At 39.9% G+C, this 20884-nt stretch carries 18 protein-coding genes and 1 other RNA gene; 15 read left to right on the forward strand and 4 right to left on the reverse strand.

Annotation, left to right across the window (positions count from 1 at the left end; all coding sequences use genetic code 11):
* The first annotated feature begins 75 nt into the window (after positions 1-75).
* Positions 76-2382 carry a single-stranded-DNA-specific exonuclease RecJ gene (recJ, locus tag ACYSNO_RS00990; RefSeq protein WP_461729196.1) on the forward strand — a complete coding sequence of 769 codons (2307 nt, stop codon included), beginning with the start codon at positions 76-78 and terminating at the stop codon, positions 2380-2382.
* 10 nt (positions 2383-2392) lie between these two features.
* Positions 2393-2905: an adenine phosphoribosyltransferase gene (locus ACYSNO_RS00995; RefSeq protein ID WP_461729197.1), complete on the forward strand. Its 513-nt coding sequence runs from the start codon at positions 2393-2395 to the stop codon at positions 2903-2905.
* A gap of 84 nt (positions 2906-2989) precedes the next feature.
* On the opposite strand, the gene ACYSNO_RS01000 is transcribed toward ACYSNO_RS00995, so the two are convergent.
* Together ACYSNO_RS01000 and lexA are read right to left on the reverse strand one after the other, a co-directional pair.
* Entirely contained in the window at positions 2990-3205 is a 216-nt protein-coding gene (locus tag ACYSNO_RS01000; RefSeq protein ID WP_461729198.1) for a hypothetical protein, read from the reverse strand.
* Between the two features lie 326 nt (positions 3206-3531).
* Positions 3532-4149 carry a transcriptional repressor LexA gene (gene lexA, locus ACYSNO_RS01005; protein ID WP_461729199.1) on the reverse strand — a complete coding sequence of 206 codons (618 nt, stop codon included), beginning with the start codon at positions 4147-4149 and terminating at the stop codon, positions 3532-3534.
* A gap of 142 nt (positions 4150-4291) precedes the next feature.
* Here lexA and ACYSNO_RS01010 point away from each other — a divergent pair, with 142 nt between their 5' ends.
* The 6 genes from ACYSNO_RS01010 to nth all read left to right on the forward strand — a co-directional run bounded on the left by ACYSNO_RS01010 (position 4292) and on the right by nth (position 9009).
* Complete coding sequence (locus tag ACYSNO_RS01010) at positions 4292-4534, forward strand: DUF896 family protein (protein ID WP_461729200.1); 243 nt, start codon at positions 4292-4294, stop codon at positions 4532-4534.
* Positions 4535-4634: 100 nt separating this feature from the next.
* Positions 4635-6629, forward strand: a complete 1995-nt coding sequence (gene tkt, locus ACYSNO_RS01015; protein WP_461729201.1) for a transketolase — start codon at positions 4635-4637, stop codon at positions 6627-6629.
* A gap of 119 nt (positions 6630-6748) precedes the next feature.
* The gene (locus ACYSNO_RS01020; RefSeq protein ID WP_461729202.1) at positions 6749-7177 is read left to right on the forward strand and encodes a Fur family transcriptional regulator; all 429 of its coding nucleotides are present in this window, start codon (positions 6749-6751) and stop codon (positions 7175-7177) included.
* Between the two features lie 12 nt (positions 7178-7189).
* Positions 7190-7573, forward strand: coding sequence for a RidA family protein (locus ACYSNO_RS01025; protein WP_461729203.1), 384 nt, complete (start codon positions 7190-7192; stop codon positions 7571-7573).
* Between the two features lie 71 nt (positions 7574-7644).
* Positions 7645-8340: a DnaD domain protein gene (locus tag ACYSNO_RS01030; protein ID WP_461729204.1), complete on the forward strand. Its 696-nt coding sequence runs from the start codon at positions 7645-7647 to the stop codon at positions 8338-8340.
* A gap of 6 nt (positions 8341-8346) precedes the next feature.
* Positions 8347-9009, forward strand: coding sequence for an endonuclease III (nth, locus tag ACYSNO_RS01035; RefSeq protein WP_461729205.1), 663 nt, complete (start codon positions 8347-8349; stop codon positions 9007-9009).
* Positions 9010-9089: 80 nt separating this feature from the next.
* On the opposite strand, the gene ACYSNO_RS01040 is transcribed toward nth, so the two are convergent.
* Both ACYSNO_RS01040 and recU read right to left on the reverse strand, forming a co-directional pair.
* Entirely contained in the window at positions 9090-11372 is a 2283-nt protein-coding gene (locus ACYSNO_RS01040; protein WP_461729206.1) for a PBP1A family penicillin-binding protein, read from the reverse strand.
* On the reverse strand, positions 11333-11992 hold the full coding sequence (gene recU, locus ACYSNO_RS01045; protein WP_461729207.1) for a Holliday junction resolvase RecU: 660 nt from the start codon (positions 11990-11992) through the stop codon (positions 11333-11335). Before recU ends, ACYSNO_RS01040 begins: the two co-directional genes overlap by 40 nt.
* A 61-nt stretch (positions 11993-12053) precedes the next feature.
* On the opposite strand from recU, the gene ACYSNO_RS01050 reads away from it, so the two are divergent.
* From ACYSNO_RS01050 to alaS, 7 genes are all read left to right on the forward strand, one after another.
* A complete protein-coding gene (locus tag ACYSNO_RS01050) occupies positions 12054-12608 on the forward strand; it encodes an SLOG family protein (RefSeq protein WP_461729208.1) in 555 nt (184 codons plus the stop codon).
* A gap of 72 nt (positions 12609-12680) precedes the next feature.
* Positions 12681-13094, forward strand: coding sequence for a cell division regulator GpsB (gene gpsB, locus ACYSNO_RS01055; protein WP_461729209.1), 414 nt, complete (start codon positions 12681-12683; stop codon positions 13092-13094).
* Positions 13095-13134: 40 nt separating this feature from the next.
* Positions 13135-13508: RNase P RNA component class B (gene rnpB, locus ACYSNO_RS01060), an RNA gene on the forward strand.
* Positions 13509-13576: 68 nt separating this feature from the next.
* Positions 13577-14752 (forward strand): THUMP domain-containing class I SAM-dependent RNA methyltransferase, encoded by a 1176-nt coding sequence (locus ACYSNO_RS01065; protein WP_461729210.1) that lies wholly within the window; start codon positions 13577-13579, stop codon positions 14750-14752.
* A 363-nt stretch (positions 14753-15115) separates the two neighbouring features.
* On the forward strand, positions 15116-16465 hold the full coding sequence (locus tag ACYSNO_RS01070) for a DEAD/DEAH box helicase (RefSeq protein WP_461729211.1): 1350 nt from the start codon (positions 15116-15118) through the stop codon (positions 16463-16465).
* Positions 16466-16778: 313 nt separating this feature from the next.
* Positions 16779-17831 carry a DUF7278 family profilin-like fold-containing protein gene (locus tag ACYSNO_RS01075; RefSeq protein ID WP_461729212.1) on the forward strand — a complete coding sequence of 351 codons (1053 nt, stop codon included), beginning with the start codon at positions 16779-16781 and terminating at the stop codon, positions 17829-17831.
* 327 nt (positions 17832-18158) lie between these two features.
* Positions 18159-20798 carry an alanine--tRNA ligase gene (alaS, locus tag ACYSNO_RS01080; protein ID WP_461729213.1) on the forward strand — a complete coding sequence of 880 codons (2640 nt, stop codon included), beginning with the start codon at positions 18159-18161 and terminating at the stop codon, positions 20796-20798.
* The last annotated feature ends 86 nt before the right edge of the window (positions 20799-20884 follow it).

The raw sequence follows: 20884 nt of genomic DNA on the forward strand, positions 1-20884 counted from the left end.
AGAGTCAGGCTTTTTGCCGAGACTCTTCTTTTTTGTTCGCGGCTTTGTTATAATTGATAAGTTAGGAGTGATGGAGTGAAAGCAGCGAGATTTGATTGGCAAATGCCGAAAGTAGAAGAACTTCCACAAACATATCTAACGATGTGTGAACAGTATCAATTATCACCTGTTTTAGCACAATTGCTATGGAATCGTGGCGTTCAAACAGATGAGGCGATGCGAAAATTTATGCAACCAGAAATTCATGACTTACATGATCCTTATTTATTTCATGGAATGGAAACAGCAGTGGAGAGGCTACATGAGGCGATTGTTTCGGATGAACGAATTTTAATTTATGGGGATTATGATGCGGATGGGATTACGAGTACGACGGTCTTGAAAGAGACGCTTGAACTGCTAGGTGCTCAGGTCGAAACCTATTTACCGAATCGTTTTACGGATGGATACGGACCAAATATTCACCGCTATCAAACGTTCATTGAATCCGGTGTTCAACTAATTTTAACGGTTGATAATGGTGTTTCTGGTCATGAAGCGATTGACTATGCCAATCGTCAAGGAGTCGATGTTATCGTTACTGACCATCATGAACTACCAGAAACGCTTCCTGCAGCTTATGCCATCATTCACCCGCGACATCCTTTGGGGGATTACCCCTTTAAAGATTTAGCCGGTGTCGGTGTGGCTTTTAAATTGGCCTGTGCGCTATTAGATGAGATTCCAGTAGAACTATTTGATTTAGTTGCAATTGGAACCATTGCAGATATGGTATCTTTAACAGACGAAAACCGAGCGCTAGTCATTTGGGGATTACAACAAATGAAGCAAGGGGAACGCTTAGGCCTAAATGAACTGCTCTTAATTAGTGGGGAGAAACTAAGTACCCTTGATGAGTCAACAATAGGTTTTTCAATCGCGCCACGCTTAAACGCGATTGGTCGCTTAGGAGATCCGAATCCAGCAATTGATTTATTAACAACTTTTGACGAGGATCACGCGAAAGTATTGGCGGAAGAATTTCATCGGATAAATCAAGAAAGAAAAGATTTGGTTGAAATGGCTACGAAAGAAGCGTTGACTCAAGTTGATCCAAAGCATGCGATTCACCTTTTAGTTGGTCAGGACTGGCACGAAGGAATTCTAGGGATTGTTGCAGGTCGTGTCATGCAAGAAACAGGCAAGCCGACCATCGCTTTAACGCGAAAAGAAGAGGGGTTGGTTAAAGGTTCCGGTCGTAGTGTAGAGGCCTTGAATATGTTTGCGATGTTACAACAAAATGAACAGTTGTTAACGACTTTTGGTGGACACCACGCAGCAGTTGGGCTAAGTTTTGCTTATGAAGATTTATCGGCATTACAAAATCGAATGAATCAGTATGTAATAGATGAAGCCATTGATTTAACGCGTGGCATCCCCCTTCAAATTGATGCCGATTTAGCGATTGAAAGTGTTGACTTAGCCTTCATTCGTTCGCTAAAGCAACTGGCTCCTTTTGGGATGCACAATCAAGTGCCGCAATTTCTATTTTCGAAAGTGAAAGTCCCAGAAAGTCGAAGTATTGGAGCGGAACAGAAGCATTTGAAGTTTGTCCTAGCAGATGATAAGGGGCATCAAATCGATGGGATTGGTTTTGGTTTCGGTCATGAACAGAGTGAATTTCGAACAGATTGTTTGAATGTAGTCGGTCAATTGACTATTAATGAATGGAACGGCCAAGCGCTTCCCCAACTGCGTTTACAAGATTATCAAATTACTGCGCTCCAAATTTTTGACTTTAGAGGGAAAAAGTATCAACAACAGTTAGATTTTCAAGAAAAAACTCTTTTTATCTCATTTAGTCAAAAGTTTTATAAAGCTTTTGAACAAAAAGGGAAGCAAACTGTCTATATTGAACAAATAGAACAATTTCAGAAGTATTGCCAAGCGGGGTTGGCTTGTTCTCAGATCGTTTTTATAGATTCACCCAAAAAGTTAGAATTAATAAAAGAAATTGTAGGATACAGTCAAATTTCACGTATTTATTTCCTAGGTTTGACCGCAGATGATGCGTACTTAGATGGGATTGGTTCCAGAGAGCAGTACGGGAAGTTATTCAAGTTATTGAAGAATCATTCGAGTCTAGATGTGCGTTATAAAGTACAGGCGATTTCGGACTATACAAGAATACCAAGTAAATTGTTAATTTTTATGATTCAAGTATTTGTCGAATTAGGTTTTGTGACGGTAGAAGATGGGGTACTAAGAACGATTGAAAACCCGGAAAAACGAGCATTAACCGAGAGTCGATTGTATCAAGAGCGACAGCAAAAAATTAAAAGCGAAGAATTTTTATTGTTGAGTGATTTAGAAAAGATTAAGGAATGGCTGGGTCATTCTTAGGAGGAAGAACATGAATTTAAAAGATTATATTGCAAGTATTCCAAACTATCCATCAGAAGGGATTACTTTCAGAGATATCTCACCTTTAATGGCAGACGGAGAAGCTTATCGTTATGCGACAAAACAAATTGTTGATTATGCAAAGGATAAAAAGATTGATATGGTAGTCGGACCTGAAGCACGTGGCTTTATCGTGGGTTGCCCAGTCGCTTATGAAGCTCGTGTCGGTTTTGCTCCCGTGCGTAAACCGGGGAAATTACCACGTGAAACGATTGAAGTTTCTTATGATTTAGAATACGGATCAGATACATTGACGTTACATGCCGATGCCATAAAGCCCGGACAGCGTGTGTTGTTGTGTGATGACTTATTAGCGACAGGTGGTACGGTAAAAGCGAGTATTGAATTAATTGAACGATTGGGTGGGATTGTTGTGGGCTGTGCCTTCTTAATTGAACTTGTTGATTTAAAAGGGCGCGAAAAAATTGATGGCTATGAAATTTTCACCTTAATGAAATATTAAAATGTAGGTTTTCTTGCGTAAAATAAGAAATGCAAGAAGCAATGATTTCGAGAGAAATTGTGGCTTCCTGCATTTTTTATTTAATTAATGAAAATCATCTGAGTAAAAGTATTCTGTTTCCATTTGATAACATTCTTGTTGATATCTTCTTTGACGTAGTCGTTTATCATCCCATAAAATAAGCCATAAAGTAAATAAAGGTCCTAAAATTAAAAAGGCGATTAATGAGCCAAAATTTCCAATAATGATACCAATCAGTAATACCCCAATTAAAAAACCAAAACGACGGACTGCTTTCATGTCGATCCACTCCTTATCTTATAGAACGTTTGTTCGTGCCTTTATTATACGAATGTTTGTTCGGTTTGTAAAGAGGAAATCGAAAAAAAATTCTTTTTCTAGATAGAAGCATGATTTTCCACGAAAAATTAGCCCTTTTTTTCCTCAGATTTTTTTGAAAAGAAAGGTGCCTATGTGGCTAGCGGTCGTTCGTAACGTCAAATGTTCACAAAAAAAAGAGCCGTGACTTTTGTCAATGCTCTTTTCGTTTAAAATGAATGAAAGTTCTTTAAGTAAGTGTTTGGTCTATACTCAAAATAGCCGACAGGTATTGATTTTTGTCAGAGTCAAAAATGACGATAGAGTCCAACAACCAGGCCTAATATTTTGATGTCTGGCAAGATGATTGGATCCAAAAAATCATTTTCTGGTTGAAGGCGCACGTAGTCTTTTTCCCGATAGAACCTTTTACAAGTCGCTTCGTTGTCATCTGTCATTGCAATCACAATATCACCGTTTCGTGCAATGTCTTGCTTACGAACGATGACTTGATCACCATCTAAAATGCCAGCATTAATCATACTTTCACCAGAAATCGTTAACATGAAATGCTGGTTTTCGCTATTGGCAAGTTGAGGCGGGATGGGAAAAAAATCAGAGGCTTCTTCAACTGCTAAAATTGGTTCGCCAGCTGTGACAATACCTAGTAAGGGAATGTTTTTTTGTTCACCACCGACTGTTTCTAAGCCAAGTGCAGTCAATTCGATTGCCCGTGGTTTGGTTGCATCTCGTTGAATGTAGCCGTTTTTTTCTAATCGAGATAAATGTCCGTGAACAGTCGAAGTTGAAGAAAGGTTGACGGCTTCTCCGATTTCTCGCACGGTTGGTGGGTAGCCTTTTTCTAATACGCGTTTATGAATAAAGCGCAAGACTTCAATTTGTCGGCTTTCGGTTTTTTTTGCCAAGAGTTGCACCTTCTTTCCTAATAATTAGTTTTATTTTAACATATGAACGAAAACAAATCAAACAGATGTTCGCTCCTTGTGGCTTCTTATTGTGTTTTTTCTCAAATTTGTATAAGATAATGAGGATGAGAGGAGTGGGAATATGTTATCAGAAAAAAAATTAAATCGCATCAATGAATTAGCCCGCAAAAAAAAGAGTACAGGTTTGACACCTACGGAAGAAAAAGAGCAAAAAATCTTAAGAGAAGAGTATTTAAGTGCTTTTCGTGGCGGCATGAAACATCATATTGAAGGCATGAAAGTCGTCGATCCATTAGGCAACGATGTGACTCCGGATAAATTAAAAGCAATTCAAAAAGAAAAAGGATTGCATAATCGTAAATAGGAACAATCTTTCTTGAAAAGGTTGTAAAAGAAGCCAATATCTTTTATAATGGAAAATGAATAAAGGTAAAAAAAACCTAAACTAATAGGAGGCGCTTCATTTGTTTGATAAGATTGATGAATTAGGAGTTAACACGTTACGTACATTAAGTATTGATATGGTTCAAAAAGCCAATTCTGGTCACCCAGGATTACCAATGGGTGCTGCTCCAATGGCCTATGCATTATGGACAAAACATTTAAAAGTAAATCCAAAAACATCAAGAAATTGGGTTGATCGTGATCGTTTTGTTTTATCTGCTGGTCATGGTTCGGCATTGCTTTATAGTCTCTTACACTGTTCAGGCTACGATGTACAAACGGAAGATTTGAAGAATTTCCGTCAATGGGGCAGTCGTACGCCAGGACACCCAGAAGTCCACGATACCGATGGTGTAGAAGCGACAACAGGTCCGTTAGGTCAAGGAATTGCCATGGCTGTAGGAATGGCAATGTCTGAAGCACACTTAGCAGCAACTTACAATCAAGAGGGGTTCCCTGTGGTTGACCACTATACGTATGCACTTTGTGGTGATGGTGACTTAATGGAAGGCATCTCTCATGAAGCGTCATCGATGGCCGGTCATATGAAGTTAAATAAATTGATCGTTTTATATGATTCCAATGACATTTCATTGGACGGACCAACTTCGAAATCATTCACCGAAAATGTTGGAGAAAGATATGAGGCCTATGGTTGGCAACACCTTCTAGTGAAAGATGGTCGTGATTTAAATGAGATCTCGGCAGCAATTGAAGCAGCGAAAAAAGAAACAAACAAACCAACCTTAATCGAAATTAAAACTGTGATTGGTTTTGGCGCACCAAACGAAGGAACTTCGTCTGTTCATGGTGCACCATTAGGAATCGAAGGTATCCAAGCAGCGAAAAAAGTTTATGGTTGGGATTATCCAGAGTTTACGGTTCCAGAAGAAGTAGCGGCACGTTTTAAAGAAACAATGATTGACGAAGGACAAAAAGCAGAAGAGGCCTGGAATCAATTGTTCGCTGAATATGAAGGGGCACATCCAGAGTTAGCTGCTCAATTTAGACAAGCCTTTGCCGATGAGCTACCAGAAGATTGGGATGCAGATCTGCCAACGTATGAAGTAGGATCCAACCAAGCGAGTCGGGTTTCAAGCAAAGACATGATTCAAGCATTATCACAAGCCGTTCCTTCTTTATGGGGAGGTTCAGCCGACTTATCTGGTTCAAACAATACGATGGTAGCAGCTGAAAAAGATTTTGAGCCTGGGCAATATGAAGGGCGAAATATTTGGTTTGGCGTGCGTGAATTTGCGATGGCTGCAGCAATGAATGGTATTCAATTACATGGTGGTACCCGTGTGTATGGCGGAACGTTCTTTGTCTTTGTTGATTATTTACGCCCAGCTGTTCGTCTCGCAGCGATTCAAAAAACACCAGTCACTTATGTTTTAACACATGATTCTGTGGCGGTTGGTGAAGATGGTCCAACACATGAGCCGATTGAACAACTTTCAAGCTTACGAAGCATTCCGAATTTACATGTTATTCGTCCTGCTGATGGGAATGAAACACGTGCAGCTTGGAAAATTGCGATGACTTCAAAAGAAACACCGACAGTTTTAGTTTTAAGTCGTCAAAACTTACCTGTGATTGAAGGAACGCTCGAGTTAGCGGATGAATTTGTCGCAAAAGGTGCTTATGTTGTTTCTCCTCAAAAAGGAGAGACACCGGAAGGAATTTTATTAGCGACTGGTTCAGAAGTCTATTTAGCAACACAAGCGCAGCAAGCATTGGCTGCAGAAGGAATCGATGTTTCGGTTGTTTCTATGCCAAGTATGGATTTATTTGAAGCACAATCGGCTGAATATAAAGAGTCTGTCTTACCAAAAGCAGTGAAAAAACGTGTGGCAATTGAAGCCGGTGCATCTTTTGGTTGGGAACGCTATACGAAATGTCGAGGAACCATTTTAGCGATTGATCATTTTGGTGCATCTGCGCCTGGCGATCGCGTCTTAGCGGAATTTGGCTTCACAACTGAAAATGTAGTCAATACCTTTAAATCGTTATAGGCGACTAAGAAAGATGGATCAATTTCCGACTCTGGAAATTTATCCGTCTTTTTTGCTAGATAAATTCGTGGAGTCATAGTATGATAATGAGAGAGAATAAACAAAAGGAGGGAAAAGTAATGGCGACATTTGATGATGCTTTAACCTATTTAAAAGGGGAAAATATCCGCATTACCCCTCAAAGAATTGCCATCTTGGAATTCCTGACAGAAGCTCACAGTCATCCGACAGCAGAAGAAGTCTATCGTGCCATTGAAGAAAAGTTCCCTGGAATGAGTGTTGCGACAGTCTATAATAATTTAAAATTATTTACAGAAATTGGCTTTTTAAAAGAAATGAATTACGGTAGTTCATCCAGCCGTTACGATTTTGCCATTAACCCTCATTATCATGTGATTTGTCAAAAGTGTGGGAAAGTTGCGGACTTCTTTTATCCAAGATTAGACGATGTAGAAATGGCGGCTGACCGTTTAACTGATTATCAAATTCAAAGTCATCGACTTGAAATTTATGGACTCTGTCCAGAATGTAAAAATATAGAAGAGTAGGGAGTTTTTTTTATGTCAATTATTCAAACAAACCAAGCACCTAAAGCCATCGGACCTTATGTTCAAGGACGTGTTGCAAATGGATTTTTATTTGCGTCAGGTCAAGTACCTTTAGACCCTGTGTCCGGTGAAGTTGTCGGTACAACGATTGAAGAACAAACCGAACAAGTCGTTAAAAATATTGCAGCAGTGTTAGAAGCTGCTGGAATTACTTCAGATGAAATCGTAAAGACGACTTGTTTTTTAAAAAACATGGATGATTTTGTTGTATTTAATGGGGTGTATGGTACCTTGTTTAAGGAGTTATTACCTGCTCGCTCTGCAGTAGAGGTCGCTCGCTTACCAAAAGATGTCTTAGTTGAAATCGAAATTATTGCTGACGTTTCAAAAAAATAGGTAAAGAGTCAAAGGAGAGAGAAGCAACGCTCTCTTTTTTTCATTATTGTAATCGCTAGAGGGGAAGACAGATGCTTGCATTAGAAGAATTTTTAAAAAATGGTCAAACGACCATTTCAAACTTAATCTTGGAAAATTATCGTAAAATTGGTCTCTCAAATGAGGAGTTTTTGTTGTGGTTACAACTCCATCGCTATGCAGAAAAAAATATTTTTTTTCCTGATTTAACCGAGATTGCCAAGAACATGAATGTTAATCAACAGGAGATTTATTATTTATTAAACCAACTGGTTCAAAAACAGTTCATTCAAATCACCTCTAAGAAAGACGCACAAGGGATGGTACAAGATGCTTATGACCTCAGCCTAATCTATCAAAAACTCCACCTTTTACTTGCTCAAAAAGAAGAGGAAAATAAAGAAATGGTGCGAGAAGAAAAAGTTAGTCAATTGTATCAATCTTTTGAAGCAGAATTTGGACGCCCCTTATCTCCTATGGAGTATCAACGCATTGGTCAATGGTTAGAAGAGGATCAGTATCAAGTCGAGTTAATTCAACTGGCCTTGAGAGAAGCCGTCTTAAATCAAGCGTATAGTCTAAATTATATCGACCGTGTCTTGTTATCTTGGGAACGAAAAAACATCCGAACTTCAGAACAAGTTGCTGGAGAACAACAAAGAAGAAAACGACAAATGATGCAAAAAGAAGAAGGAACGTCCAAAGCGTTGCCTAAAGTATCTTTACATAATTGGTTAGAAGAGGAATAGAGAAAAATGATAAGTATTGAAAAAACCAGACTGGCCTTGGAAGAAATGTATCGCATGTTTCCTGACGCTGTAGGGGAATTAGATCATGAAACACCTTTTCAATTGCTAATCGCAGTGATTCTAAGTGCACAAGCGACGGATGTTTCGGTAAATAAGGTGACGCCCGGTCTATTTGCTGCCTACCCAACCCAAGAAGCTTTAGCCGAAGCGCCTGTCGAAGAAATTATGGAAACAATCAAGACAATTGGCCTGTATCGAACCAAGGCGAAGAATATTAAACGTTGTGCCCAGCAATTGCTTGAAGAACATGGCGGCGCAATCCCGAAAACAAGAGAGGAATTGATGCGCCTTGCTGGAGTTGGACGTAAGACAGCCAATGTCGTTTTAGGCGATGCCTTTGATATCCCAGCGATTGCGGTAGATACACATGTGGAGAGAGTTTCCAAGCGCTTAAGAATTTGCCGATTGAATGCGACTGTCTTAGAAGTGGAAGAAACGCTGATGCGAAAAGTACCGAAGGAAGATTGGGTTAAGATGCACCATACAATGATTTTATTTGGGCGTTATCACTGTACCGCTCGAGCACCGAAATGCGAAGTGTGTCCTTTACTGGAAATGTGTCAAGATGGTAAGGTCCGCATGCGTGAAAAGTTAAAAAAGAAAAAGTAATGGGAAAAGAAAAATCATAGAAAAAAAGAAGGAATGGGGACTTTTTTAGTCGATCTTCCTTCTTTTTTTGATTGATTGTTTTACGGTGTAACTGGTGGTTGTTCGACTGGCGGTGTTTCTTCCGCCGGAGGTGTTGTTGGTTGTTCTTCGTTATTATTTCCAGGTGGTGTTTCTTCTGCTGGAGGTGTCGTCGATTCCACCGGTGGTGCTGGTGGCGTGGACTCGACCACGCTTTCTGTTGTGCTGCTTTCCGTTGTTGTAGAAGATGGCGTTGTCTCTTTTGTCTCTTTTGTTTCTTTTGGTGTTTCCTGTGGTTTCACGGGTGGCGGTGTAGGAGCAACGTATTGCCCTTCTAAATAAAGCTCACGTCCGACTCGTGTCAAGCCTTTTGGCATCGACCAATCCTCATTGACCACAGAAGCGGAGACAAATTGCATCAATTCACGGTAGACATCACTTGCAACATTCGCATAATCATTGGTAATTGGCGTCATTCTTTGTTTATATCCCGTCCAGACAGCTAAAGAATAAGTAGGGGTATAGCCCACAAAGGAAGAGTCTGGGAAAATGGTGTAGGGCGAATTAATTTCTTTTAATTCCTTATCGGTATAGTTTGAAGTTCCTGTTTTTCCTGCTTGGTACAGGCCTTGAATGATTGCATTTGTACCTGTTCCTGAAGTAATGACACCTTTTAGGATATCCGTGACCATATAGGCAGTCGTGTCTTCCATTGCTTTGGTTCCAAGCGTTTTAAATGCTTCCACTTCTTCAGAACCATCTTCAAAGACAATTTTATTGACATATTGTGGTTCATAATAGGTGCCGCCATTTGCTAATGCCGCATAGGCCGCTGCCAGTTTTAAGCTAGAAATACCATATTTTGTCCCATCGATTTCACTGGTATTACTTGAAATTGCATTGGCAGGTTGCAAGCTCGCGTATTGAATGTTTAACTTCGCTAAAAATTCATCGACTTGTTCTAGGCCGACTTCTTCAAAAAGTTTGACTGCGGGCACGTTCCGAGATTCTACCAAAGCAGTCCGAAGGGTCATCGCTCCCCAGTATTGGTTATCCCAATTTCGTACAGAGTCATTCGTTCCAGCATACTTATAAGGTTCATCCACAATGATTTTTCCGGTTGAATCCTTTAGATATTCAAAAGCGGGGGCATAGTCAGTAATTGGCTTAACCGTAGATCCAACATCGCGTCGTGTGTTGGTTGCGAGGTTGTCTCCTAGCATCGTTCCTTCTTCAATGTGACGTCCACCAATCTGAGCAGTGACTTTTCCGGTTTTTGCTTCGATTAAAGTCGCTGCGACTTGCATTTCATCGTCAGGGTATTGGACGTAAGTATCTGAATTCGTCACTTCATACAGGTGTTTTTGGGCTTCGATATCGATGTTGGTATGAATTTCTAACCCGTCTGTGTAGACGTTTTTCCCCGTTTTTTCTTCAACTTGTCGAATGACTTCTGTTAAATAGTTATCGTAGTATTTCCAAGTGTTATTCCCCTTAGGTGGTGGAAGTAACCCGTCATCAATCGGTGTGGCAATTGCTTCTTCGTATTCTTGGTCAGAGATTTTTTCATTTTCTTTCATCGTGAATAAAACGATATCCCGTCGATCCTTTGCATTTTCTGGATTGGCGTAAGGATCAAAGTAAGAAGGGGCATTAGGCAAGCCTGCAATGAGAGCCGTTTGTGGCAAGTTTAATTCATCTAAAGGTAAGCCATAAAAAGTTTTTGAAGCGGTCTGCATGCCGTACAAGCCATTGGACATATAAACTTTATTTATATAGTAAGTTAAAATTTCTTGCTTTGACTTTTCCTTCTCTAATTGGACGGACATCCAAGCTTCTTGCGCTTTTCGCTCCAAGGTTTGATCTGAAGCATCGGTTGAGAAAAAGGATAATTTGATTAATTGTTGGGTAAGTGTACTTCCTCCTTGCATGCCTCCTGTACTAATGTTTGACAAGGCAGAGCCCACAATTCGAATCGGATCGACCCCAATATGTTTGTAAAATCGACGGTCTTCGACAGATACAATGGCATCTTCAAGTAAGGGAGGAATTTCGGTTGCTGCAATCGTTTCTCTTTTTTCAGTCCCCAATTCTTGGAAGGCTTGCCCGTTAGACGCAATGAAAATGGAAGAATTCGGTGATTCTAATTTTTGCTCATCCAGTTCGGGCGCATTGCGTGCATAGTTCCAAAAAAGACCCACGCCGGCTAAAAAAGCAAGGCAAGCGAGCATCACGCAACCCAAGACAATTTTAAGGAAAATTGAGCCAAACGATCGCTTCTTTTTCGGTTTGCCTTTTGTTTTATTTATTTGCTTGTTTCGATTGGATCTGGTGTTATTTGACATATTGTTTGCTCCTTTAATTCAATGGATTCTTTCACTGCTTGTAAATAAGGAATTCGGGGAGCAATTCCTGGCGTGATTTCAATCCCGATTTCTTCGATGTGTGCTAGAGAAAGGGATTTTTTATCCGTTTTTTGTTTCTCCCAATAATGCACGATAAACTGACTATCCACAAAAAAACAACGACTTAAACTTGAAAACCATAAGAGAACAAAGCAGATTCCTTTTTGCTTGAGACATTGTTTCATGTGCTCGATTTGGTGTGCATGAAAATTTTTAAATGGAAAAGAGGTTCGATTCTTTGTTTCTTTTGCTTCAAAATCAATATAATACCCTTGGAAAACCCCGTTATAATCGGTCGTTGAAGCTTCTTTAAAATAAGCTTCCTTAATCACTGCAGCACTTCTCTTGGGATAATCAACCTTCACGATTTGAACAGGTGTCGGTTTTTTATGAATGACGGCAGTCCCCCGATTGAGGTAATATGCATTGCTTTGATTAATCGCTTCTTCAAAACGCATGCCACGGTTGGCAAATGATTTTTTTTGTGCCATCGCTTTGTTTTGTTTTTTCTGTCTTTCATTATACAATGGTAGCGAGCCATTGGGGTATCTGATGCTCATTTCATTCACACTCCTACGAGCTATTATAGCAAAAAGGGAAATAGAAAGAAAAGGGAAGTTTATGAAAACAAGAGAAGCTTTAATAATTACAGGTTATCGCAGTTATGAAGTTGGAGTCTTTCAAGAAAAAGATCCAAAAATCAAAGTGCTTAAGAAAGTAATAAGAGAAGCCTTGATTCCGCTAATTGAAGAAGGCTTGAAATGGATTTTAATTGGTGGGAATTTAGGAATCGAACTTTGGGCAGGCGAGGTGGTCTTAGCGCTTCAATCAGATTATCCGCAAATCAAACTGGCGCTCATCTTTCCGTTTGAGGGTTGGGGGAACAATTGGAAAGAACCGAACCAACGATTGTTGGAAAAAGTCAGAACGGGTGCGGATTACGTGAATGCAACAAGTCATCAACCTTATCAAAACCCAGCACAACTGAAAAATCACACACAATTTTTTTTAGAAAAAACAAGTGGCTGTCTCCTTGTCTATGACGAAGAATTCAAAGGGAAAACGGACTATTTTCTGAAAGATGCAAGAAAGTTTCAAGAGTCGAAACCTTATCAAATTCATCAAATCACGATGGATGATTTAGAAAATGCAATATATTTCAGCGATTCTATTTGATTTATCTGCCGTTTTTGGTAAAATGGTAGGGTAGACTGAATTTATTCAGAATTAAACTCACGAGGTGTGTATATGGCAAATTTAAATTATTCCCCAAAAGACATTTTACAACAAGAATTTAAAACAAAAATGCGTGGTTATGATCCGATTGAAGTCGATGAATTTTTAGATGGTATTATTAAAGATTATGAAACATACAATAAAGAGATTTTAACTTTACAAGAAGAAAATGACCGTTTGAACGCAAAAATTGCGCAGTTAAGTAAGAGTCAAGCAATTTCTTCAAGAATCCAAGCAACTCCAGAAGCACCAAAGAGCCAAGCAGTGACCAATTTTGATATACTTAAGCGTTTATCGAATCTTGAAAAAGAAGTGTTTGGCAAAAAACTAGATCAACCGACGGCAGGTATCGAAAGCTCCTATAGTCGTTCAGCCGCTTCTTTTGTGGATGACGAGGATGATTTAGAAAAAACACGTCAATTTTAATCTTGTAAAGAGGATAAAAGAGACGTAAAATGACATTGTGGTTTTCGGATAATCGCGGTCTGACTCGATCAGGCTGAGGAAAGTCCATGCTCACACAGGCTGCGATGTCTGTAGTGTTCGTGCCTAGTGAAACAATAAGCTAGGGTATTTCTTTAGAGATAACGGCAGGAAAAAAAGCTAAGGTGGGAACACTATGCTTGAGTACCCTTGAAAGTGCCACAGTGACGAAGCGTTTAGAGAAATTTAAACGGTGGAACGCGGTAAACCCCTCGAGTGAGCAACCCAAACATTATGGTAGGGGCACTTTTTGTAACGGAAATGAACGGGACAAAGAGGCAATCTTAGATTGCAGATAGATGATTATCCAGATTATTTTTCCCTGTAAAATAATTGGACAAAACATGGCTTATAGAAAATCACAATTGATCAGGGGAAATCCTTCCATTTTCGGGAGGATTTTTTTATCATAAAGGAGAAAACAGATGAAAGAAAATCAAATATTTAACCTTGTTGCAACAGCAGCAAGTGGCTTAGAAGCATTAGTAGGGAAAGAATTGCGTGATTTAGGGATTGAATGTCAAGTTGAAAATGGTCGTGCGCGTTTTAAAGGCACGATGGAGACGATTGCTCTTACCAACTTATGGTTGCGAACAGCCGATCGTATTAAGATTGTTGTGGGTGAATTTGATGCGTTTACATTTGATGAATTGTTTGAAAATGTCAAAGCATTGCCTTGGGAGGATTACTTGCCGCTTGATGCTGAATTTCCAGTCGCTGGAAAATCAATTAAATCAAAGTTATACAGTACGCCAGATTGTCAAGCAATCACCAAAAAAGCGATTGTCAATCGTTTGCGTGACTATTACCATCGCCCAGCTTCTGTGCCTTTAGCAGAAACAGGTGCCTTGTTTCAATTGGAAGTGGCGCTTTTAAAAGATCATGTCATGGTTACCCTCGATACAACAGGTCCGAGTCTATTTAAACGAGGCTATCGCTTAGAAAAAGGGGGCGCACCCTTAAAAGAAAATATGGCAGCGGCACTAGTGATGTTAACTAATTGGCGCAAAGACCGTCCTTTTTATGATCCGGTATGTGGGTCAGGAACCTTGTGTATTGAAGCGGCCTTAATTGGACATAATATCGCACCTGGATTTAATCGTGCATTTGCCTGTGAAAATTGGGATTGGTTTCAACCTGAAATTTTTGAAAAAGTACGAGCAGAAGCGGACGAAGCAGCTGATTATGATGTTGTTTTAGATATTACGGGGTCAGATATTAATGGGAAGTTGATTGAGATTGCTCGTAGCAATGCAGAAGAAATTGGGTTGGGTGATTCCATTACATTCAAACAACAAGCAGTGAAAGACTTTAAAACAGAGAAGGAATACGGAGTGATCGTCGCTAACCCACCATATGGCGAGCGTTTGGGGGAAGAAGAAAGTGTCCGTCAATTGTATCGTGAAATGGGCCAAGCCTTTAAACCCTTAACGACTTGGAGTAAGTATATTATTACAAGTGACTTATTGTTCGAAGAATTTTATGGGGCAAAAGCAACGAAAAAACGGAAACTTTATAATGGTGCTTTGAGAACGGATCTCTTCCAGTTTTGGGGTACCCGTCCACCAAGACAACCTCGAGTAGAAAGCCATGAAGGATAATGTCTTAAAAACTAGGCTTGCCTTTTCGCAAAAGAAGCTAGGAAAAGACAGAGCGGGACATGATTCTAAATAAACGAGCGAGTAGCTCGTTTAGCAAAAAAATAGTTGCAGACAATCAATTTGCTGTTAATCTTTGATTGTTGAAGCGAACGCCTATTGACATGGTTGAGAGGGTCGGTCCTTGAATGAAAAACCTTTATGGAAAGCTTTTTAGAGCCGTCTGCTTGAAAGTAGCAGGTATAAAAAATGACTAAAGGAAGTTTTTTCTTTTAGTCGTTTTTTTCTTGTACGTTGATTACAGTAGGTTTTCAAAAGTGAGTGTGTTATAATCACAAAGATGTTATTAAGAAAGAAGGTGTTTGAATGTCATTTGAAAATTTTGCATTCCAACCATTTATTTATGAAGCGTTAACGAAAAAGAACTTTAAACAACCCACAGAAGTGCAAAGGAAGCTGATTCCTTTGATTCAAGAAGGACGAAGTGTTGTCGGTCAATCCCAAACAGGGAGTGGGAAAACAGATACGTTCTTACTACCATTAATGGATAAAATCGATGTGACCAAAGATCAAGTGCAAATTGTTATTACCGCGCCAAGTCGTGAATTAGCGACACAACTTTATCAAGTAGCCAAAGCAATTGCAGAATGTTCGATACCAGAAATGCGTGTAGGAAATTTTGTTGGCGGTACTGATAAACAACGTCAAATTAACCGTTTGAAAAACCAACAACCTCATGTCGTAATCGGCACTCCAGGTCGAATTTTGGATTTGGTAAATGAACAAGCACTGAAAATTCATACGGCTTTTGCTTTTGTTGTTGATGAAGCAGATATGACTTTAGATTTAGGTTTTTTAAAAGAAGTCGATCAAATTGCCAGCTGCTTCCCAGAAAAACTCCAAATGCTGGTTTTTTCAGCAACGATTCCAGAAAGCCTACGCCCATTCTTGCGTAAGTATATGGAAAATCCTGTCATTGAAGAAATTCGACCGAAAGCGATTCTTTCTGAAAGTATCGACAATTGGTTAATTTCAACCAAAGGAAAAGAAGACAATCGTCTAATTTATCAATTATTAACTGTCGGACATCCTTATTTAGCCATTGTTTTTGCCAATACGAAATCACGCGTCGATGAAATTACAGAATACTTAAAGGGGAAAGGATTAAAAGTTGCAAAAATTCACGGAGACATTACGCCACGTGAACGCAAACGAATCATGCGTCAAGTTCAAAATTTGGAATTTCAGTATGTAGTTGCAACGGATTTAGCTGCACGAGGCATTGACATTGAAGGGGTTTCGCATGTCATCAATGCAGAAGTACCAGAAGAACTGGATTTCTTTATCCATCGTGTGGGGCGAACAGGACGTAACAATCTACCAGGAACAGCGATCACCTTGTATCGGCCTGGGCAAGAAGAAGCGATTCAAGCAATTGAAAAATTGGGTGTTACCTTTGTACCAAAAGAAATTAAAAACAATGAAATCATGGATGGTTATGACCGCAATCGTCGGAAAAAGCGGGAACGTACGACTCGTGAAGAATTAGACCCGAAAATTCAAGGGCTCGTAAAAAAGAAGAAGAAAAACATCAAACCTGGGTATAAAAAGAAGATTCAATGGGAAATTGATAAGAGTAATAAAGCGAAACGCCGCCTAGAAGGCCGTCAAACGACTCGGGCTGCCCGGAAAGCCAAGAAAAGTTCAAATAAATAAAATGTAGCAGGACTGGAACGACCCTAGCCAAAAAACATTCCACTTGCGCGTTATCAGGCACAAATGAAAGGAAGCTATCCTCTCCCGTCGGTCTAAAAATATTAGACGAAGCGCCGGATGCTTATAAAGCAGCCGACTCAATCATCGAAAAGATTGCTGAAACGATTGAAATCACGTATCGACTAAAGCCGATTTATAATTTCAAGGCACATTAAGTAAGGAAATCGGCTTTTTTCAGACAGTAATCGCGGCTTTTATAAGTCAAGACCGCATGTTATACTATTTACAAAGAATCGTGAAAGTAGGGAACTGGATGAATTTTTTTGATGCTTTGGAGTGGAGAAACTGGAAAAATCTTTCGGATGAATTACGAATGCAAGTAATGAATCAAGTTTTAATGTATTTTGTGAGTCCCTTAAAATATGTGTCTGATGTGACCTATAAAGAATTTGCTTTGTCAGGAATTAAGTGCCAAACGTTTGAGTGTTCGATTGACGGGGAGCGTTTCGTGTTAATTCCAGGAAATAAAGAAGCGATTTTAGGTTGGAACATTGGAACACAAGGGTTACCGGTTACTACCTGGGATGTACCAGCAACGAATCAAACAGACTTTTACAAAAAAGCTCAAGAAGCTTATCAATTAGAAACCACTGAAGACTGGGATGTTTTTGTTAATGAATCGACAAGTGCTTTACGTAAAGTTGCGATTTCTCCGATGCTTGTTCAAAAACGAGCGATTCCTGCAGGAACGAAAGCGATTGGTGAGTTCAATTTAGTCACGGGGGAATTTCATGGCGAAGTGGCTGATTTCCTACCAATTGATCAACAATTACGGGCACGCTTCAAGCAACCACAGTCACTTGAAGAGAGTTTAAGTATGCCATTACCGACTGATTTTTTTGAGGAAGGGCAATACTATGGACGGTTAATTCGAGGAAAAGACGCTTATGCCCTTTTTACCCACGACATTTGTACGCATCGAACGCTTAGACAAAGTGTCCATGATCAAGTATTTGACCTGTTAACGGAAGATGAATGGGAATATGCTGTTGGTGGCGGCACTAGGCGATTATTTCGATGGGGGAACGATCTTGGACGCGGAGAAAACGCTCAAGGAAGACAAGTGTCGCGTAGAATGCAAGCGGAAAACATGTTTGGTTTAGTGGTCGATTCTCATCGTCGTTTTTGGGAAATGACGGATTCGAATCACTTGAAATTAGAGAAGCAGTCGAGTGTGGGGATTCCGCTCTTTGACTATTTGCCATTGGCTTCTTATTACCGCTCACGACAAATTTTATCAGAAGACACCACACTACATCCGAGTGATTATAGCTATCGTAAAGCAATTGTGATTCGAGAAAAGTAGTCTGCATGCATATTTTGTGAAAAAGAATAGGAAATAATCGTTAAGGATTGACAAGTGCAATGAAATTCCCTATACTTCAAGAGTAGAAAAGGACATTATTTATTGATCATTTCTTTACAGAAAGTTTTTCAAGGCTGAGAGAAAAACAAGAAACCGATAAGTAGCTCCCTTTGGTTTAATTGGTAGAAATATCAACGTGACTCCGCGTTAACGAGATGAAGAGGTAATGATCAAACATCATTGCAAACAAGGTGGTACCGCGTGTCGACGTCCTTGTCTTGCAGGGGTGTTTTTTTTGTCTTAAAAAAAGAGAAAGAAGGAAAAGAAATGAAGCAACTATCAAGTGCACAAGTGCGTCAAATGTATTTAGATTTTTTCAAAGAAAAAGGGCATAGTGTTGAGCCCAGCGCCTCACTCGTACCAGTGAATGATCCAACGCTTTTATGGATTAACTCGGGTGTCGCAACCCTAAAAAAATATTTTGACGGTTCAATTGTGCCTGAAAATCCGCGAATGACCAATGCGCAAAAATCCATACGAACAAATGACATTGAAAATGTTGGTCGAACGGCTCGTCACCATACCATGTTTGAAATGTTGGGGAATTTCTCAATTGGGGATTACTTTAAAAAAGAAGCCATTCATTGGGCGTGGGAATTTCTAACGTCACCAAAGTGGTTGGCTTTTGAAGCAGAGAAATTATTTGTAACCGTCTATCCAGAAGATGTCCAAGCAAAGCAAATTTGGTTGGAAGAAATTGGTTTACCTGAAAATCATGTTATTGAATTAGAAGATAACTTTTGGGATATTGGGGTCGGTCCAAGTGGTCCATGTACAGAAATTTTTTATGATCGTGGCGAAGCATTTAATGACGTTGCTCAAGATGATCCAGAAAACTATCCTGGTGGAGAAAACGAACGGTACTTAGAAATCTGGAACCTTGTTTTTTCTGAATTCAACCATAAACCGGATAACACTTATGAACCGCTACCAAACAAAAATATTGATACAGGTATGGGATTAGAGCGTGTTGTTTCAATTGTTCAAAATGCTCCAACAAACTTTGAAACAGATTTATTTATGCCAATTATTCAAGCAGTCGAAGCATTAAGTCAAGTCAAATATGGGGATAGCCCAGCTACCGACGTTTCGTTTAAAGTGATTGCAGATCATATTCGTGCGTTGTCCTTTGCAATTGGTGATGGTGCGTTACCATCGAATGAAGGTCGTGGGTATGTCTTACGTCGCTTGTTGCGTCGCGCAGTTATGCATGGTCAAAAATTAGGAATTACAACGACGTTCTTATATAAGATGGTGCCTGTTGTCGGTCAAATCATGGAGAGCTACTACCCAGAAGTGATTGAAAAACAAGCATTCATTCAAAAGGTCGTTCAAACCGAAGAAGAACGTTTCCATGAAACGATTAATGAAGGAATGGCAATTTTAAATCAAGTAATCGGCGAATTAACAGCGACAAACCAATCGGAACTTGAAGGTTCAATTATTTTTAAACTATACGATACGTACGGTTTCCCGGTAGAGTTAACGGAAGAAATTGTCGAAGAAGCGGGATTCACGGTGGATCATGCAGGTTTTGAATCTGCGATGCAAGCGCAAAGAGACCGGGCACGGGCAGCTCGTGGAACAGAAAAATCAATGGATGTGCAATCAGGTCTATTAACCGACATTACGGTTGAAAGCCAATACGTCGGTTATGAAACGTTAAATCAATCGAGTGTCTTGCAAATTTTAATTCAAGAGGAAGCCTTAGTTGAAAGTGCAGGCGATGGAGAAGCACAGGCCATTTTTGCAGAAACACCTTTTTATGCAGAGATGGGAGGACAGGTTGCTGATAAAGGGGTCATTTTAAATGCGGACAATCAATTAATTGCTGAAATTACTGATGTCAAACGCGCACCAAATGGGCAACATCTTCACCAAGTCGTGTTAGTTGGTGAATTAACAGTCGGTGAAACTTATACGTTACAAGTCGATCAGACCCATCATAATGGTGTCCTAAAAAACCACACAGCAACGCATTTGCTTCACCGAGCATTGAAAGAAGTTCTTGGCGAACACGCAAATCAAGCAGGTTCATTGGTCACTTCGGATTACCTGCGTTTTGACTTCACGCATTTTGGTCAAGTGACCAACGAAGAACTGGAACGAATGGAACGAATGGTGGAAGAAAAAATTTGGGAAGCACTTCCTGTGACCACGATTGAAACAGATATTGATTCTGCAAAAGTAATGGGAGCAATGGCACTCTTTGGCGAAAAATACGGCAAGGAAGTCCGCGTGGTAAATGTTGGCGATTGGTCGATTGAACTTTGTGGTGGGAATCATGTCAAGAACACCGAAGCGATTGGTTTATTTAAAATCACTTCTGAATCAGGAATCGGGGCTGGGGTTCGCCGAATTGAGGCGGTCACTAGCAAAGAAGCCTACGAATATTTTGACGCAGAAGAAAATCAGCTGCTAGAAATTGCACAAATCGTCAAATCTTCACAATTAAAAGAAGTCGTTAATAAAGTGGAACAACTCCAACAACAAGTCAGAGACTTACAAAAAGAAAATGAACAATTGCTTAGCAAACTTGCGAACCAACAAGCGAGCGATTTGTTTAAAGAAGTAGCAGAGGCGCAAGGAACAACTTACATTGCTGCGCAAGTTGCCGTTAAGGAAATGAATCAACTACGACAACTCGCCGATCAATGGAAACAAAAAGATGTGTCAGATGTACTCGTCTTAGCGACATCAGCTGCTGAGAAAGTCAGTCTTTTAGTGGCAGTTAGACCGCAAGCGATTGAAAGAGGCATTAAAGCAGGAGATTTAATCAAAGCGATTGCGCCAAAAATTGGCGGTGGTGGCGGCGGTCGTCCGGATATGGCCCAAGCAGGTGGGAAGAATCCTGCAGGAATTCCAGAGGCTTTAGCTGAAGTAACGAACTGGTTAAATGAAAAATAATGAGTAATTGAGAAAACTTCAAATTCTTGACGACTTTGTCAGAGGAATTTGAAGTTTTCTAATCTTTCAACTCACTTCGCACTTGT

The sequence above is a fragment of the Enterococcus sp. LJL98 genome (genome assembly GCF_054871745.1).